The sequence below is a fragment of the Mycetohabitans sp. B8 genome (assembly GCF_021991875.1).
In the GTDB taxonomy this organism is placed as follows: Bacteria; Pseudomonadota; Gammaproteobacteria; order Burkholderiales; family Burkholderiaceae; genus Mycetohabitans.
Genome location: NZ_JAHLKR010000001.1, coordinates 64,093 through 79,357, shown reverse-complemented (window position 1 = coordinate 79,357; position 15,265 = coordinate 64,093). Strand labels below are relative to the sequence as shown.

General features: G+C 60.0%; 12 protein-coding genes and 2 pseudogenes. 10 read left to right on the top strand and 4 right to left on the bottom strand.

Annotation, left to right across the window (positions count from 1 at the left end):
- The first annotated feature begins 12 nt into the window (after positions 1-12).
- Positions 13-939, top strand: coding sequence for a DUF6216 family protein (locus KQH60_RS00320; protein ID WP_237574539.1), 927 nt, complete (start codon positions 13-15; stop codon positions 937-939).
- A 685-nt stretch (positions 940-1,624) separates the two neighbouring features.
- On the opposite strand, the gene gyrB is transcribed toward KQH60_RS00320, so the two are convergent.
- The 3 genes from gyrB to dnaA form a co-directional block, all read right to left on the bottom strand.
- Entirely contained in the window at positions 1,625-4,108 is a 2,484-nt protein-coding gene (gene gyrB / locus KQH60_RS00310; RefSeq protein ID WP_237574538.1) for a DNA topoisomerase (ATP-hydrolyzing) subunit B, read from the bottom strand.
- Between the two features lie 99 nt (positions 4,109-4,207).
- The gene (dnaN, locus tag KQH60_RS00305; RefSeq protein WP_237574537.1) at positions 4,208-5,314 is read right to left on the bottom strand and encodes a DNA polymerase III subunit beta; all 1,107 of its coding nucleotides are present in this window, start codon (positions 5,312-5,314) and stop codon (positions 4,208-4,210) included.
- 378 nt (positions 5,315-5,692) lie between these two features.
- On the bottom strand, positions 5,693-7,246 hold the full coding sequence (gene dnaA / locus KQH60_RS00300) for a chromosomal replication initiator protein DnaA (RefSeq protein WP_237574536.1): 1,554 nt from the start codon (positions 7,244-7,246) through the stop codon (positions 5,693-5,695).
- A gap of 423 nt (positions 7,247-7,669) precedes the next feature.
- Here dnaA and rpmH point away from each other — a divergent pair, with 423 nt between their 5' ends.
- From rpmH to KQH60_RS00270, 6 genes are all read left to right on the top strand, one after another.
- The gene (rpmH, locus tag KQH60_RS00295) at positions 7,670-7,804 is read left to right on the top strand and encodes a 50S ribosomal protein L34 (RefSeq protein ID WP_237574535.1); all 135 of its coding nucleotides are present in this window, start codon (positions 7,670-7,672) and stop codon (positions 7,802-7,804) included.
- 138 nt (positions 7,805-7,942) lie between these two features.
- Positions 7,943-8,464, top strand: coding sequence for a ribonuclease P protein component (gene rnpA, locus KQH60_RS00290; protein WP_237574534.1), 522 nt, complete (start codon positions 7,943-7,945; stop codon positions 8,462-8,464).
- Position 8,465: 1 nt separating this feature from the next.
- Positions 8,466-8,696 carry a membrane protein insertion efficiency factor YidD gene (gene yidD, locus KQH60_RS00285; protein ID WP_237574533.1) on the top strand — a complete coding sequence of 77 codons (231 nt, stop codon included), beginning with the start codon at positions 8,466-8,468 and terminating at the stop codon, positions 8,694-8,696.
- 30 nt (positions 8,697-8,726) lie between these two features.
- On the top strand, positions 8,727-10,391 hold the full coding sequence (gene yidC / locus KQH60_RS00280; RefSeq protein ID WP_237574532.1) for a membrane protein insertase YidC: 1,665 nt from the start codon (positions 8,727-8,729) through the stop codon (positions 10,389-10,391).
- Positions 10,392-10,729: 338 nt separating this feature from the next.
- Positions 10,730-12,118 (top strand): tRNA uridine-5-carboxymethylaminomethyl(34) synthesis GTPase MnmE, encoded by a 1,389-nt coding sequence (mnmE, locus tag KQH60_RS00275; RefSeq protein WP_237574531.1) that lies wholly within the window; start codon positions 10,730-10,732, stop codon positions 12,116-12,118.
- Between the two features lie 389 nt (positions 12,119-12,507).
- Positions 12,508-12,840: a DUF4148 domain-containing protein gene (locus KQH60_RS00270; protein ID WP_237574530.1), complete on the top strand. Its 333-nt coding sequence runs from the start codon at positions 12,508-12,510 to the stop codon at positions 12,838-12,840.
- A 171-nt stretch (positions 12,841-13,011) separates the two neighbouring features.
- On the opposite strand, the pseudogene KQH60_RS00265 reads toward KQH60_RS00270, so the two are convergent.
- Positions 13,012-13,212, bottom strand: a pseudogene (locus tag KQH60_RS00265) (O-methyltransferase); the annotation flags it as partial.
- Positions 13,213-13,354: 142 nt separating this feature from the next.
- Here KQH60_RS00265 and KQH60_RS00260 point away from each other — a divergent pair.
- From KQH60_RS00260 to KQH60_RS00250, 3 genes and pseudogenes are all read left to right on the top strand, one after another.
- Positions 13,355-13,528, top strand: coding sequence for a hypothetical protein (locus tag KQH60_RS00260; protein ID WP_237574529.1), 174 nt, complete (start codon positions 13,355-13,357; stop codon positions 13,526-13,528).
- 861 nt (positions 13,529-14,389) lie between these two features.
- Positions 14,390-14,740 (top strand): surface attachment protein Sap1, encoded by a 351-nt coding sequence (sap1, locus tag KQH60_RS00255; protein WP_237574682.1) that lies wholly within the window; start codon positions 14,390-14,392, stop codon positions 14,738-14,740.
- Between the two features lie 172 nt (positions 14,741-14,912).
- Positions 14,913-15,256 (top strand): annotated as a pseudogene (locus KQH60_RS00250) (GNA1162 family protein); the annotation flags it as partial.
- Positions 15,257-15,265: the final 9 nt, after the last annotated feature.

Here is a 15,265-nt window from a genome sequence, read left to right as displayed (position 1 = left end):
GGAATCGACAACGTGGAATCCCTTTCAACATTTGTCCAAAGTCCAGTCCTTTCGCCACTATCTATCATCTTCGGCGGGCCGATTATGGCCGGCCTATTTTGGTGGCGTGCCGGCTCGATTCACGTCGTGCTGGACCGGCTCTGGCAGCTGGTTGCCGGCAAGGCCGACGTGCATGACCCAGTACTGAAAGCGCTCCTGCTTGAAAGACGCGACATTGAAAAATTTAAATATACCTATCGGTTGAAGGTAGAGACCATGGCTGCAATCCACAGGCTCGACAAATGGAGAAGAACACATGAAATCAGCATGTCTCGGCTTCAAAAAATGCGCTTTTGGATTGATACCACTTCACACGAGATGGTGCGCCAGCCACCCAGGCACTATGTTTTGATCCATTTAGCGTTGGCTTGCTTGACACTGCTCCCAATGTTCGGGATCAGTCAACTCGCCGGGTCGGGCGATGCTTACCTTCAAACGCGCACATCCAAAGTGTTGTTCAAGACCGACGCTGTCACGGTCAAGGCACCGCTGGGAGGTTGGTCCTTCGATTCGGCAAAATGCGCGGCCGACAAAGCTGGCCTCGCGCAACTGACCGGCTTCAATGCCTCCGAAACCGACGCAATTTGTAATGCTCTGAAAGACGATAATTTGAAAGCGCTGGTCAAACAAACCCTGAAAGAGCAAGCATGGGTCGCAATTGCTGGCGTCCTGGTTGCCGTTGTCGTAGCCTTGAGCAATATCTTGGCTGCGCGTTCAGCAAAAGAAGCCCTGTGTCTGAGAAAGCAACTGTATCCATCCTGTGAAGGTGACGGCAAGGAGGAGGACCAGGCAGTGCAGCCTGGATCGCCAAAGTCCAAATCTTCGCGTTTTAAGAGCCGAATGAAGGCTGTGCCGGATGGCGTGGATGTCGATCACCCATTTGAACCGCACGACCAGTGAAATTCGCCTTCAAGGTTACCGGCCCGATATCGAACTTTGCGCGTTGTCTCACCATCTCAAGTGCCACTTTAAGTCGGTAGTTGATGAAGTACCGTTGTAGCTACGGCGAAGCGCTCTTCAACGCCTCGCCTGTCGCCCGGCTCGACAAAACGTGCACAATGAAGGCCAGAGTCGCAGTGGCCGGGGAGCACAACGGAAAGTCTCACTCTCTCCCGCTAAGCAAACGGCGGATACTCGTTGTCGGTCGATCCGACCGTCTGGTGTCGTCCGGCGGCACGCGGTTGTTCCGGCTCATACAGGAAGATTTTTGCCAAGCTACGAGAACATCGCTGCTCGCAACGTACGCGAGAACGAAGGTAAGCCAGGCCTCAAGCAACTGTTTCCTTCGTGCAGCAGTAGCTGGATGTTGAACGTGACTTGCGCGCTGGCCACAAACCGTCTCGGCACACTAAAAATCTGGCGGGCTCCTACGGCAGCCGTGTCAAATGGGGTTCAGCCAACTTGGCAAGTCGACCGACAATGCATCATGTATCGAATCCTTCAGCGGTCAGCTGTCTCAGGACTGCGTGGACACCAACTGGCTCTTGTCGTTGGCCGACGCGCGGCACAAAAATAAAAAAGACCCATAAGTCTTTCAACTGATGGGTCCACTTTTTTCGGATTATGCGCCTATTTACCGCAGGCCTCAAACATCAATATTCCCCGCCCGCAACGCATTACTCTCGATAAACGCCCGTCGCGGCTCGACCTCGTCGCCCATCAATGTCGTGAAGATCCCATCGGCGGCAATCGCATCCTCGATCTGCACGCGCAGCAACCGACGCACGGCCGGGTCCATCGTGGTCTCCCACAGCTGTTCCGGGTTCATTTCGCCGAGCCCCTTGTAGCGCTGCTTCGATACGTTGCGCTCCGCATCCGCGATCAGCCACTTCATTGCGCTCTTGAAGTCCGTCACGGCTATTGTTCGCTCGCCGCGCTTGATCATCGCGCCGGCGCCGATCAGCCCCTTGAACGTATTCGCGGTATTCGTCAGTTGCTGGAAGTCCGCGGTCAGTAGGAACTCCTCGTCGATGATCGAGACCTTGACATTGCCGTGATGCCGCCGCTCGATGCGCAGCGAATGCAACTCGCGCACGGCGTCATAGTGCGGTAAGACCGATACGTCCGGCTTGAGCGCGCCATCGCGCAGCTTGTCCTGCAGGGCTTGTGCGGATTGTCGCGTCGCGTCTTCGGACGTCAGATCAATGGTCACGCCGTCCATGACCGCTTCGAGCGAAGCCTCGTCATAGAGCTTGCTGAGCCGGTCCACTACCGCCTGCGCAAGCAGGTACGAGCGAGCGAGCTCGCCCAGCGCGTCGCCGACGATCGGTGTCACGCCTTCCGACGGCACCAACTCCGCACCATGTAACGCCAGCTTTAGCATGTGCTGGTTTAATTCGTGCTGGTCCTTCAGATAGCGCTCATCTTTGCCCGCTTTCAGCTTGAACAGCGGCGGTTGCGCAATGTAGACATATCCGCGTTCAATCATCTCGGGCATCTGCCGATAGAAAAACGTCAGCAGCAGTGTGCGGATGTGTGCGCCGTCCACGTCCGCATCGGTCATGATGATGATGCGGTGGTAGCGTAGCTTCTCGAGGTTGTAGTCGTCCTTGCCGATGCCGCAACCGAGGGCGGTAATCAATGTGACGATTTGCTCGGACGACAGCAGTTTGTCGTACCGCGCTTTCTCGACGTTCAGCACCTTGCCGCGCAGCGGCAGGATTGCCTGGAACTTACGGTCGCGCCCCTGCTTCGCGGAACCGCCCGCGGAGTCGCCCTCGACGATATAGATTTCCGATTTCGCCGGGTCTTTTTCTTGACAATCGGCCAGCTTGCCGGGCAGCCCGACGCCATCCAGCACACCCTTGCGGCGCGTCATCTCGCGCGCCTTGCGCGCCGCGTCGCGCGCGCGCGCGGCATCGACGATCTTGCCGCAGATGACCTTCGCATCGTTTGGCGTCTCGAGCAGGTATTCCTCGAGCGCCTTCGCCACGACCTCCTCGACCGGCGCACGCACTTCCGACGACACCAGTTTGTCCTTCGTCTGCGAGCTAAACTTGGGCTCCGGCACCTTGACGCTGAGTACGCATGACAGCCCTTCGCGCATGTCGTCGCCGGTCGTCTCGATCTTCGCCTTCTTCGCGATCTCAGTGTCGATGATGTACTTGTTGATCACGCGCGTCATCGCCGCGCGCAGTCCGGTCAGGTGCGTGCCGCCGTCCCGCTGCGGAATGTTGTTCGTGAAGCACAGGACGTTTTCGTTGAAGCTGTCGTTCCACTGCATGGCGACTTCGACGCCGACGCCGTCTTTTTCGCCGACGACATGGAAGATGTTCTGGTGCAATGTCTGCTTGGTCTTGTTGATGTATTCGACAAAACCCTTTACGCCACCCGCGAATGCGAAATCGTCTTCTTTGCCGGTGCGCTGGTCGGTCAGCCGAATCCGTACGCCATTGTTCAGGAACGACAACTCGCGCATGCGCTTAGCGAGGATATCGTAGTGGTACTCAACCGTGCCAAAGATCGTGTCGTCGGCCAGGAAGTGCACTTCGGTGCCGCGATTCTCGGTGTCGCCGATGAGCACCATGGGCGAGACTTGTTCACCGTCGCGTTGCTCCAGCACACGGTCCTGCACGACGCCGCGATGAAATTCCAAGAAATGCTTCTTGCCGCCACGGCGCACGGTGAGCCGTAGCCATTTGGATAGGGCATTGACACACGATACGCCGACGCCGTGCAGCCCACCGGACACCTTGTAGCTGTTCTGGTCGAACTTGCCGCCGGCGTGCAGCTCGGTCATCACGATTTCGGCCGCGCTGCGCTTCGGTTCGTGCTTGTCGTCGCGCTTGATGTCGGTCGGGATTCCCCGGCCGTTGTCGGTTACGGAGATCGAGTTGTCCGCGTGAATAACCACATGGATGTCGTTGCAGTGTCCGGCGAGTGCCTCGTCAATCGAATTGTCGAGTACTTCGAATACGAGATGGTGCAGACCGGTGCCGTCGGAGGTGTCCCCGATATACATGCCTGGGCGCTTGCGTACAGCTTCGAGACCTTCGAGGATCTGGATCGACGACTCGCCATAGCTGTTATCCGCGCTCGAATTCGCTTGCAGATTGTGCTGTTCAGTCATGAATTTCTTCCGGTTCTGCGTACTGCTTAAACACCCAATAAACATCAAAGGGGCCGGGATGGTTCCCTAGGCCCCTTGGTCATCGTTCTGCTCTGCGGGTTATATCCGCATTGGCATCACCACATATTTAAATTGTTCGTTCTCGGGAATCGTGATCAACGCGCTCGAGGTCGCATCGCTGCCCAACGCGACCTGAATCATGTCGACTTTCAGGTTCGCGAGCACGTCCAGCAGGTACGTGACATTGAAGCCCACGTCCAGTGTATCGCCCTGATACGCGATCTCTAGCTCTTCCTGCGCCTCTTCCTGATCGGCATTGGTCGACATAATTTTCAGCTGGCCAGGCGCGACGATGCACCGCACGCCCTTGAACTTGTCCGACGTCAGGATTGCCGCCCGTTGCAACGAATGCTGCAATTCGTCACGGCCGATCATGAACGTGTTCTTGTAGCCTTTCGGGATCACGCGCTGGAAGTCTGGGAACTTGCCCTCGACGAGCTTGGACACCAGTTCCACTTGGCCGAACGTGAATTTCACCTGCGTGGACGCGATGTCGATCTTCAGCGGGTCGTCGATGTCTTCCAGCAGCCGCTGTAGCTCAAGGATCGTCTTACGCGGGATGATCACTTCCTGGCGCGCGAATGCGCCGTCCGTCTTCATCGACGAGAACGCGAGGCGGTGGCCGTCGGTTGCCACGGCCATCAACTGATCACCGTCGACCACTAGAAGCATGCCGTTTAAGTAATAGCGGATGTCCTGCTGCGCCATCGCGAAGTGGACCATCCCGAGCAATTGCTTGAACGTCTTTTGCGGCACCGACAGGCTCGCGCCGAAGTCCTTTGCCTGCGCCAGCGTCGGGAACTCGTCGGCCGCCAGCGTTTGCAGCGCGAACCGGCTCTTGCCGGACTGAACGGTCAGCCGCTTGTCGGACAACGTCAGCGTGACGTCGCCGATTGGCATCGCGCGCAGGATGTCGACGAGCTTGCGCGCGGCCACCGTCGTGGCGACTTGCTCGTTGCCGATGCCGAAGTCGGCACGCGTGGTGATCTGCAATTCGAGGTCGGTGGACAGGAACGACACGTCCGGGCCGTTTTTGGAGATCAGCAGATTGGCGAGGATCGGCAGCGTGTGGCGGCGTTCGACAATACCGCTGACCGTCTGTAACGGACGCAGCAGGGTGTCTCGTTCGGTCTTGACCAATTGCATAGAATTCCTTCGTTGATATGACGGCTCATCCGCCCCCATCGCCATTGCTGTGCGTAGCGCCCGGTGCGGGGCGGCCCCGGGCCCCGCGCTGCAGGGCATGTGGCGGTCGATCAAACAGGCGTTTGAACAAGGCGTTGCGCCCGGCTGTCGGCCCGCCGGCCATAAACCCGTATTGTGCCTGAAAAACGCCCAGTTTTGCCCGACCCATATGGGGGTGATCATGCAGGCTTCTCAGGCGGTGCCTGCGGCGGCGTATGGGTTCTGCAGCACGGCATCCTCGAGGGCCGCCGCCGGCCACGCAGCGTGGGGGCGACGGCAGCCGGTGCCGTGACGCAGCACCGTGGCGTAGCATGGGCCGCTCGCGGACCGCCGGGGCGGCTACCCCTTAAGAGTTTGTTCGAGCACGTGCAACTCGTGGTTCAACTGCGCATCTTTGCCGCGCTCGTCGGAGATCTTGCGCACCGCGTGCAGCACGGTTGTATGGTCGCGACCACCAAACAGTTCGCCGATCTCGGGCAGGCTCTTCTGCGTGAGCTCCTTGGCCAGGTACATCGCGATTTGACGCGGCCGCGCAATGTTGGCCGGGCGCTTCTTCGAGTACATGTCGGCGACCTTGATGTTATAGAAGTCGGCGACGGTCTTCTGGATGTTCTCGACTGAGATCTGGCGGTTCTGCACCGTCAACAGATCCTTGAGCGCCTCCTTGGTCAGCTCGATCGTGATTTCGCGTCCGTGGAACTTCGAGTACGCGAGAATCTTGCGCAGTGCCCCCTCGAGCTCGCGCACGTTCGAGCGCAGGTGCTTCGCGACGAAGAACGCGACATCCTCGTTCAGCGCGACGCCCTCGGACTGCGCCTTGCGCATGAGGATCGCGACGCGCATCTCCAGCTCGGGTGGCTCGATCGCCACCGTCAGGCCGGAGTCAAAGCGCGAGATCAACCGGTCATCGATGCCGGAGATCTCCTTCGGATACGTATCGCTGGTAATGATCACCTGCGCTTTGTTCGCGACCAGCGCCTCGAACGCGTAGAAGAACTCCTCTTGCGTGCGCGACTTGCCGGAGAAGAACTGGATGTCGTCGATCAGCAGCAGGTCCAGCGAATGGTAGTAGCGCTTGAATTCGTCGAACGCCTTGCGCTGGTACGCCTTGACGACGTCGGACACATACTGCTCCGCATGGATGTAGCGGATGCGCGCATTGGCCTTGTCCTGCAGCAGTTGGTTGCCGATCGCGTGGATCAAGTGCGTCTTGCCCAGCCCGACGCCGCCGTACAGGAACAGCGGGTTGTACGATACGCCGGGGTTGTCGGCGACCTGGATCGCCGCGGCGCGCGCGAGTTGGTTCGCCTTGCCGGTAACAAAGTTTTCGAACGTGAGGACCGGATTGAGCTTGGAGCGCTCATACGCGGAATCGGCCTCGGGCGACGGCGCGGGCGTCCCAGCACGGAAATTGCGCCGCGCCGCCGCGGCTTCGTTCGCGTCCAGGTTCGGCAAGTCCAGTTCCGCGCTGCTGTCTGCGGTCGCGGCGCTGGCCGTGCTGAGCGCTTGAGCCCTCGCCGGGTGAGGCGTTGAGCCATTGGCCAGCGCGGCGGCCGACGTGCCCGAGGCTGCGGCAATAACCGCGTCCACGGCATTGGCGAGCGGGCTGCCGCTCGCGCGCCGCGCCGGCGTGGCCTTCATGCCAGCTTTCGGATCGAGGACGAACTGAACGTGCACCGGATGCTGCCAAAAGTCTCGCGCCAGGTCGGTGATGCGCCCGGAGAATTGACTCTTCACCCAGTCGAGCTTGAAGCGGTTCGGCGCGGCAATGCGCACCGTGTTAGCTTCAGCGTCGAAGTCGACCAGTGTGAGCGGTTTGATCCACGTCGCGTACTGCTGGGGCGTCAGTTCCCGCGCCAGCAGTGTCGAGCAGTGTTGCCAGAAATCGTTCATGTGGTCCGTTGTGGTGTCGCGACGCCGTATCGGCCGCGCCGCTCGACGCGAACGGCGCGGTTTCCCTCAGGATGTTTCATAGGGTTGCATTCGAAGCTGTGGGACGCATTCAGCCGCAGATGCGATAACGCATTGCGGCGGCCGAAGTGGCGTACTGGATTCTTGGGATAGCCGGGATTCTACCGCCAAACGCGTCGGTCAGGGCGAGTTATCCACAGGGTCGGGTCCACGCCGTTGCCGTGACCGCCCGGGGTGGCGGCATGGGCCAGCGGACGTAAGATATTGACGCCGCAAAGAAAAGCGGTTTAAATAGCGGGTTCCGCGAAAACTGATTTTTTGGCTCGGCGTCGCACTGTCGTTGTGCTGGCGCGTCAGGTTCTTGCAAAACACGCCGCGGCCCATCCTCCAACGAGTGAGAGCAACATGAAACGTACCTATCAACCGTCCGTGACGCGTCGCAAGCGCACCCATGGCTTCCGTGTTCGCATGAAGACCACGGGCGGCCGCAAAGTCATCAACGCTCGCCGCGCGAAGGGCCGTAAGCGCCTGGCCGTCTAGGGCCGGCGTGACGCTGGGTGGCGACGGTCGGCGGCCGAGCAGCGCGGTTTGCACGTCAATGCCGGGCGATGCCCGCCATGGGCGGGATGATACCGGGCAGCGCGATGGGCTGGCCCGCTAGATAAAAGGCCTGAGCGCGTGCGCACGACACCTGCTGGTTTCCCAAAGGCCGCAAGGCTGCTGAAAACGGATGAATTCTCATCCGTTTTTCGTTTGCGCCCATGGGAGCGTTCCGCTCACTTCGTGTTGTACGGTCGCCCCACCGGGCAGGCTGCGCGGCTCGGTGTGGTCGTCGGCAAGAAGCAGGCGCCACGCGCGGTGACGCGCAACCTGGTCAAGCGGCTGGTTCGCGAGGCGTTTCGTGTGCGACGCGTGGAGTTGACCGGCTGGGACGTGCTGATCCGGCTGTCGAGCAAGATCGATCGTGCGCAGTTTCCGAGTGCTGGATCTGCGGCGCTCACACAGATGCTGCAAGCACAGATCGAGGGCCTGGTCGGGCGCGCGGTGCGCGAGGCCGCACGTCGCACGGGCGACGTGCGGCTTGTGCAGGCCCAGCCATGGGTGCCCGCGCCGCACCAGGGGGCGGCGGCGTCGGCCTCATCGGGCACGGTGCCGGGCGAGGGCCCGCCGAGCCGGACGTCCACCGACACGCAACGATGACATGCAAACGGTGCTAATCGCGCTCCTGCGCCTGTACAAGCTCGCCGTGAGCCCTTATCTCGGCGATCGGTGCCGTTTTTACCCTTCATGTTCGGACTACGCGCGCGAGGCAATCCAGTATCATGGCGCCGCGCACGGGACCTATCTGGCAGTGAAACGATTGTGCCGCTGCCATCCGTTTTCGGTAGGCGGCGTCGACCCGGTGCCACCGGTCCGTGCCGACAGGCGCTAGTCGCTCAGCTCATTCACCACGAGACAACGCATGGACATCAAACGTACCGTCCTATGGGGCATTTTCTTCATGTCAGTCGTCATGCTTTACGACAACTGGCAGCGGGACCATGGACGTCCGTCGCTGTTCTTCCCGAACACGACATCGACCCAGACGGCCGCTTCGGTGGCGCCGGGCACAACCACGCCGGGCACACAGCCGGCGGATCTGCCGCAGACCGCGGGGACGAGCGACGCGCTGGGCACGGCGCCCGCCGCGCAACTCGTGATGAAGGGCCAGCAGATCCACTTCAAAACGGACGTGTACGACGGCGACATTAGCACGGTGGGCGGCACGTTGTCGCGGCTGTCGCTAGTCAAAGAAGGTGAGGGCAAGCAACCCGACCTGTACATTACGCTGTTCGACCACGCGGCCAACCATACGTACCTGGCGCGCACTGGCCTGATTGGCGGTGATTTTCCGAACCACAACGATGTGTTTACCGTCGTGCCGGGACCGACGTCGCTGGTGGCCGGCGCGAACACGGTGTCGATCAGCCTCGAATCGCCGATCAAAGGCGGCGTGAAGGTCGTGAAGACCTATACGTTTACGCGCGGCAGCTATGTGATCGGCGTCAATACGAAGATTGAGAATGTTGGCTCCACCCCAGTGACGCCGACGGTGTACATGGAGTTGGTGCGCGACGACACGCCGGTTGAGACGCCGCGTTTCTCGCATACGTTCATCGGCCCGGCTGTCTACACCGAGCAGCACAAGTTCCAGAAGATGAGCTTTTCGGATCTGGACAAGGGCAAGCAGGACTATGCGCCGTCGGCCGACAACGGCTGGGTCGCGATGGTGCAGCACTATTTCGCCTCCGCGTGGATCCCGAAGGAGGGCGTGCAGCGCCAATTCTATGCGGACAAGTTTAGCCAGGCACTGTACCGCGTCGGCATGAAGGAGCCGGTGCAGAGCATCGCCCCGGGCCAGAGCGCGGACGTGGCCGCGCGCTTGTTCGCCGGCCCGCAGGAAGAGCGTAAGCTGGAGAAGATTGCGCCGGGCCTGGAGTTGGTCAAGGACTACGGCTGGGTGACGATCATCGCGAAACCGTTGTTCTGGCTGCTCGAGAAGATCCATGGCTTTGTCAGCAACTGGGGTTGGGCAATTGTGTTGCTGACGCTGCTGATCAAGGCGGTGTTCTTCCCGCTGTCGGCGGCCAGCTACAAGTCGATGGCGCGGATGAAGGAGATCACGCCGCGCATGCAGCAGATTCGCGAGCGCTTCAAGAGCGATCCGCAGAAGATGAACGCGGCGCTGATGGAGTTGTACAAATCCGAGAAGGTGAACCCATTTGGCGGCTGCCTGCCCATCCTGATCCAGATTCCGGTGTTCATCTCGCTGTACTGGGTGCTGCTCTCGTCAGTCGAGATGCGCGGTGCGCCATGGGTGCTGTGGATCCGTGATTTGTCGCAGCAGGACCCCTACTTCATCTTGCCGGTGCTGATGGCGGTCTCGATGTTCGTGCAGACCAAGTTGAACCCGACGCCGCCCGATCCGGTGCAAGCGAAGATGATGATGTTCATGCCGATTGCGTTTTCGGTAATGTTCTTCTTCTTCCCGGCCGGACTGGTGCTGTACTACGTTGTGAACAATGTGCTGTCGATCGCCCAGCAGTACTACATCACGCGAATGATGGGCAAGGACAAGAAGGCCTGAGCCCGTGATGGTGAGGCGGGCAGCTTGACGAAGTGCCCGCCGCCGGCATAGGCCGTCGCGGTATCCGACGCGAATCGCCCGGCTGGTGCTGCCCGACCGTCCGGCGTCGCTCCGCCGCTTGGTGCTGCCCGACCGCTCGACGTCGCTCCATCGCCTGGCGTTGCTCGAGCTCGAGCGCTAACGCCGCGACAATGCTTGACATCCCGTGATCCGGCGGCCTTGGCGGGCCGCCGGATCACGTCGTTTAGCGCGTCTTAGCGAACGCGTATCGCGCGATACAATGACCGCAAGCCGTTATCGGCGGCGACCCGTATTGCCGCTCCTATTTATTCGAGTTAATGCAAACCGATTCTGATCCGATCGTCGCGATTGCCACCGCGTCGGGCCGTGGTGGTATAGGCGTAGTGCGTGTCTCGTTCGGCGCGGCTGGGGCCGACGCGGCGGCGCGGCTGATGGACGCATTATTCCGCGATCGGCTTGCGCCCCGCCGGGCCGTCTATGTGCCGTTTTTCGATGCGGCCGGCGTGCCGCTGGATCGCGGCATCGGCCTGTATTTCCCTGCGCCCCATTCGTACACCGGCGAGCATGTCATCGAATTGCAGGGGCATGGCGGGCCGATCGTATTACAACTCGTGCTGCAGCGATGCCTCGACGCCGGCCGTGACATCGGCCTGCGGCTCGCGCAGCCTGGCGAATTCACGCGCCGCGCGTTCCTAAACGACAAGCTCGATCTCGCGCAGGCTGAAGCCGTGGCAGACCTGATCGAAGCCAGTACTGAAGCGGCCGCGCGCTCGGCCGGCCGTTCGTTGGAAGGGGCATTCTCGCGCGACATTCATCTGCTGGTCGATGAGGTGGTCAACCTGCGGATGCTGGTCGAGGCCACCCTCGATTTCCCGGAGGAAGAAATCGATTTTTTGGAGGCGGCCGACGCGCGCGGCAAGCTGGCACATATCCGCGATGCATTGGCGGCCGTGCAGCGCGATGCGAAGCAAGGCGCATTGCTGCGCGAGGGGCTGTCCGTCGTACTGGCCGGGCAACCGAACGTCGGCAAGTCCTCGCTGCTGAATGCGCTGGCGGGTGCCGAACTGGCGATTGTGACACCGATTGCCGGTACGACGCGGGACAAGGTTGCGCAGACTATTCAAATTGAAGGCATACCGCTGCACGTGATCGATACCGCCGGCCTGCGCGATACGCAGGACGAAGTGGAGCGGCTCGGTATTGCACGGTCATGGAACGAGATCGAGCAAGCGGATGTCGTGCTGCACCTGTTGGATGCGCGTGATGGGATGAGTGTGGAGGATCACGCGATCGCCACGCGGTTTCCCGCCGGCGTGCCGGTGGTGCGGATTTTCAATAAGATCGACCTGGCAGGCATCGAGCCGGCGGTGCGCGATGCCGGGGATGGCGCGGCGCGCGAGGTTAGGTTATCCGCAAAGGCGGCGCTCGGTATCGACCTGCTACGTGCCGAATTGCTGCGCATTGCCGGCTGGCAGGCAGGCGCGGAAAGTGTCTATCTGGCGCGCGAGCGTCATTTGCGCGCATTGCGCACAGCAGGCGAGCATTTGGCGAAGGCTGCGGAGCACGCGGCGCGCAATGCGCAGGCGCTCGATCTATTTGCCGAAGAGTTGCGACTGGTGCAGGAGCAATTGAACGCGATCACCGGTGAGTTCACGTCGGATGATTTGCTGGGGGTGATCTTTAGTCGGTTCTGTATTGGGAAGTAATGCCGGGCCCATAGACATCCGTTGGCAACCTTTAATGTCCTAAATTTTCACCTGGACCGGCTCGAACTCGTTAATCCCGACCTGCCTGCGTTGAGCGTTACACCGCAAAACGACCCGTTTTGCTGCGATGTTGCGCGCATGCCTGGATTCCATTCCATGTCAGCGGATCATCGGGTGTCGTAGCGTGCGTCTGAGTCGGCTGGCGACGGGGCGCAATGGTCGGAGTGCGTTGAGACGCTGCATCGCATCTCGATTGTTCTTTTTTTGATAACAGTGAATTCGAGAATTCAATATTTACCCTTATTTGTCTGGCTCCTACACTGCATTTGTCGGCTACGGACCTTGACGTTTGTAGCTTCAATGTGAAACGAATAATCGGAGGTTGTGTCATGCATGCGCTGATCAAAGCTGTCGCCATTACCACTGTTGCCGCCGCTGCTGCGGTGCCGCTGACTTCGTTCGCACAAACGAACGCACCGCTCACGCACGCCCAAGTGCGGGCCGAGTTGATTGAGCTTGAGCAAGTTGGCTACAGCCCCGCCACGGCCAACGACTACGACTATCCGAACAACATCCAAGCGGCTGAGGCCCGCGTGGCGGCCAAGCATGCCGCCGAGCAACGCGGCGCCGCACAAGCGGTGGGCGGCGTGGCCAGCGGTTCGACGCAAGCGGGCGGCCCGACCATTGCCCATGTGTCTCAATCCGTCTATATGGGCCACTGAGCCCGCCACTGCACTAAGAGGAGCCTGCCGGCGCCAACAGTATTCGCGGGTGCACCTGATGTGCAACGTGTGTGAGGATAGCACCGTGAGTGCTGCGTCGGCCGACGATGACGGTAAAGAGCAAATAAAGCTGTGGTGTGCCACGCCGGGTGTCGGCGGGGCGCTGCACCCCTTCGCACCATCGAGTAGGGGCAGATCGATTGTTTTTGGCAAGTCGACGCTCAACGTCTGCAGTGCATCACCCTCCCGGATCTCGACCAGGTCGCTGAGGCTGCCGGCTGCGACGTGATCGCGGGCCCGTGCCACCTTGGACGGCTCGAATTCACTCGTGATCAGCCTACCGCTGCCGTTGTCCCGTAACGCCGCCGCGATGGCGGACATGTTTGGTGCGTACCTGCGCGCGCTCAATGGCGGCTGAATCAACTGGCCGCGCGCAGGCGCGTGTCTTTGCCCCTTTTCGTCGCTATCCGATTGCCTACAATAAAGTGATGAGTGTTCCCAATGGAGGGCAATCATGGAAGGCGAAACGGTTGTAGGTCTGATCGGTGGTGGATTAGGCCTGCTGATTCTATTGTCACTGTGGGGGTTTGAACTCTTATCACGTTGGCGCGAGCATCCGGAACGCAGTCGCGTACTTCATTGGATGGAGACTCGTCATCTGGCGGGATGGCTGCGCCGTCATCATTGATTGGACGCCGCGCGTGCGGTGCGCCGGTGCGCAGGTGCGGCATCATTTGCAAGCGGCATCCTGAAGCCGGCCGGTGATTGTGACGAATCGCGTCACGCATCCGTCAACGAATAAGGCCGCGCGCTCGGCGCGGCGCATGACTGCGTAACCGGTGCTCTTGCCATAGTCCGTCAATGAAAAGAAACGCAACGATCACCAATGGCAGTAAGAGAAATGCGTCCAGGATAATCTGCTCGCCGATGATCGGGTTTCTACGCTAGTTCTTATTCATTTTAGGTCGCTGTCCATTACCCACCAGCATTCCAGCTAGTCGGTCAGCACCAGCATTTCCATCTTGTGTCCCACATCGACATCCAGTTTGCGCACCGGGACTGGCATTCTGGCTGGCGAGCGGGACTAGCGTGGAGGCTGTTAATGGGGCGCATGCCTACCCGGAACAATCCGCACGATTTATCGTGCAATGTGATTCGGATTGCCCCGCTTTGCGTATCCCGGCTTGGGGCACGTATTGTGTCTCTCCCCGGCGGTCTTTTATTCAGCAAGCATTTTAGCGCCATATTAATTTTGGGCAAAATGGCGCTGGTGGCTTACCCGCTGAGCGGGCTAGTTGTTTTTATGCAGACGTTAATGCGGCAAACTACGCGCCATTTTGGCTGCATACTACAGCGCGATATGTGCGGTGCGGCAAAACGCCGCAATGCTCGTGGCAGGCATGTTACCACTAGGTGCGGCATTTTGGCCTATTGCGGCTGCACACAAGTTCTGCTTGTGCTTCGCGTACATTGGTCTACGATGGAACTGCTGCGTTTATCTTTAGCTAATGACATACCAAGGTGTGCGCAGCCTACAGGGGAGAGATTCATGATGAAACAGGCTGGAAGGACTTTTGCTCTCGTCGCGCTCGCCGCCGCATTTTCTGCGGCGCAAGCCCAGGACAAAGTCGTGAAGTGGGCGCCGGACCAGACATTCCGGTTCAAGGCAAATGCCTATGGGTGTTTGTCGCGCGATAAGCTGGACGCGGCTGATCGGCATGCGTTGGCCGGTGAACAAGGAAAAATGCAAGAGTTGTTCAATGCGTATCAATGCCTGTCGACGCCGGAGAATGACGAATTCAGAATTATCCGAGTAGTCGGGCATGCGATTGAATTTCAGAACGCGGGCAATCGAGATCCGAACGGCTTATGGACTTCGGACCGCTTTATCAAGCAATAAATAGCTAGGATCGCTTGCATGGCGATGAATTGCCGTGTTGCGACAAGGGCGCTGCGCTGATTTACAATGCTGCGGCAGCCTGGGTCCAGTTTTGCAGATGGAGCGGACTTGTTTTTTGCAGCGGCCGTGCAATTCCGATTGGGCGCTGACATCTCGCGACCTCGTGCTGCCGTCGGACGTGAAGGCGACATGCGGTTTGTTTTCGCAGATGACGCTTCCGTTGGCCGAGGCCGGATACTATGTGTTATCGGTGGCCCCCACGGAGGAGGCATTCAAGTACAACGGGCTGACCACGCCAACAGATATTCAAGGTGTCACGCCCGCGAAGCTTCGCGACATCTTGGGTGCTGACGCAGCGCTCTATACGAAGGTCAAGCAATATGGCTGCGTCTACACCGTGCTCGACAGTAAGACGGTCGTGGCAGCATCGGCCAAGCTTGTCAATCTGAAAACCGGTGATGTGCTGTGCAGGGCGAGGGGCGCGCTACCGGTGACGAGATGGGCGCCAACGTCAACGAGGATTCG

Excerpts from the sequence above, each read along its gene's own strand:
- gyrB (WP_237574538.1), bottom strand. The coding sequence starts at position 4,108 with ATGACTGAACAGCACAATCTGCAAGCGAATTCGAGCGCGGATAACAGC.
- dnaN (WP_237574537.1), bottom strand. The coding sequence starts at position 5,314 with ATGCAATTGGTCAAGACCGAACGAGACACCCTGCTGCGTCCGTTACAG.
- dnaA (WP_237574536.1), bottom strand. The coding sequence starts at position 7,246 with ATGAACGATTTCTGGCAACACTGCTCGACACTGCTGGCGCGGGAACTG.
- rpmH (WP_237574535.1), top strand. The coding sequence starts at position 7,670 with ATGAAACGTACCTATCAACCGTCCGTGACGCGTCGCAAGCGCACCCAT.
- yidD (WP_237574533.1), top strand. The coding sequence starts at position 8,466 with ATGCAAACGGTGCTAATCGCGCTCCTGCGCCTGTACAAGCTCGCCGTG.
- yidC (WP_237574532.1), top strand. The coding sequence starts at position 8,727 with ATGGACATCAAACGTACCGTCCTATGGGGCATTTTCTTCATGTCAGTC.
- mnmE (WP_237574531.1), top strand. The coding sequence starts at position 10,730 with ATGCAAACCGATTCTGATCCGATCGTCGCGATTGCCACCGCGTCGGGC.
- KQH60_RS00270 (WP_237574530.1), top strand. The coding sequence starts at position 12,508 with ATGCATGCGCTGATCAAAGCTGTCGCCATTACCACTGTTGCCGCCGCT.
- KQH60_RS00260 (WP_237574529.1), top strand. The coding sequence starts at position 13,355 with ATGGAAGGCGAAACGGTTGTAGGTCTGATCGGTGGTGGATTAGGCCTG.
- sap1 (WP_237574682.1), top strand. The coding sequence starts at position 14,390 with ATGATGAAACAGGCTGGAAGGACTTTTGCTCTCGTCGCGCTCGCCGCC.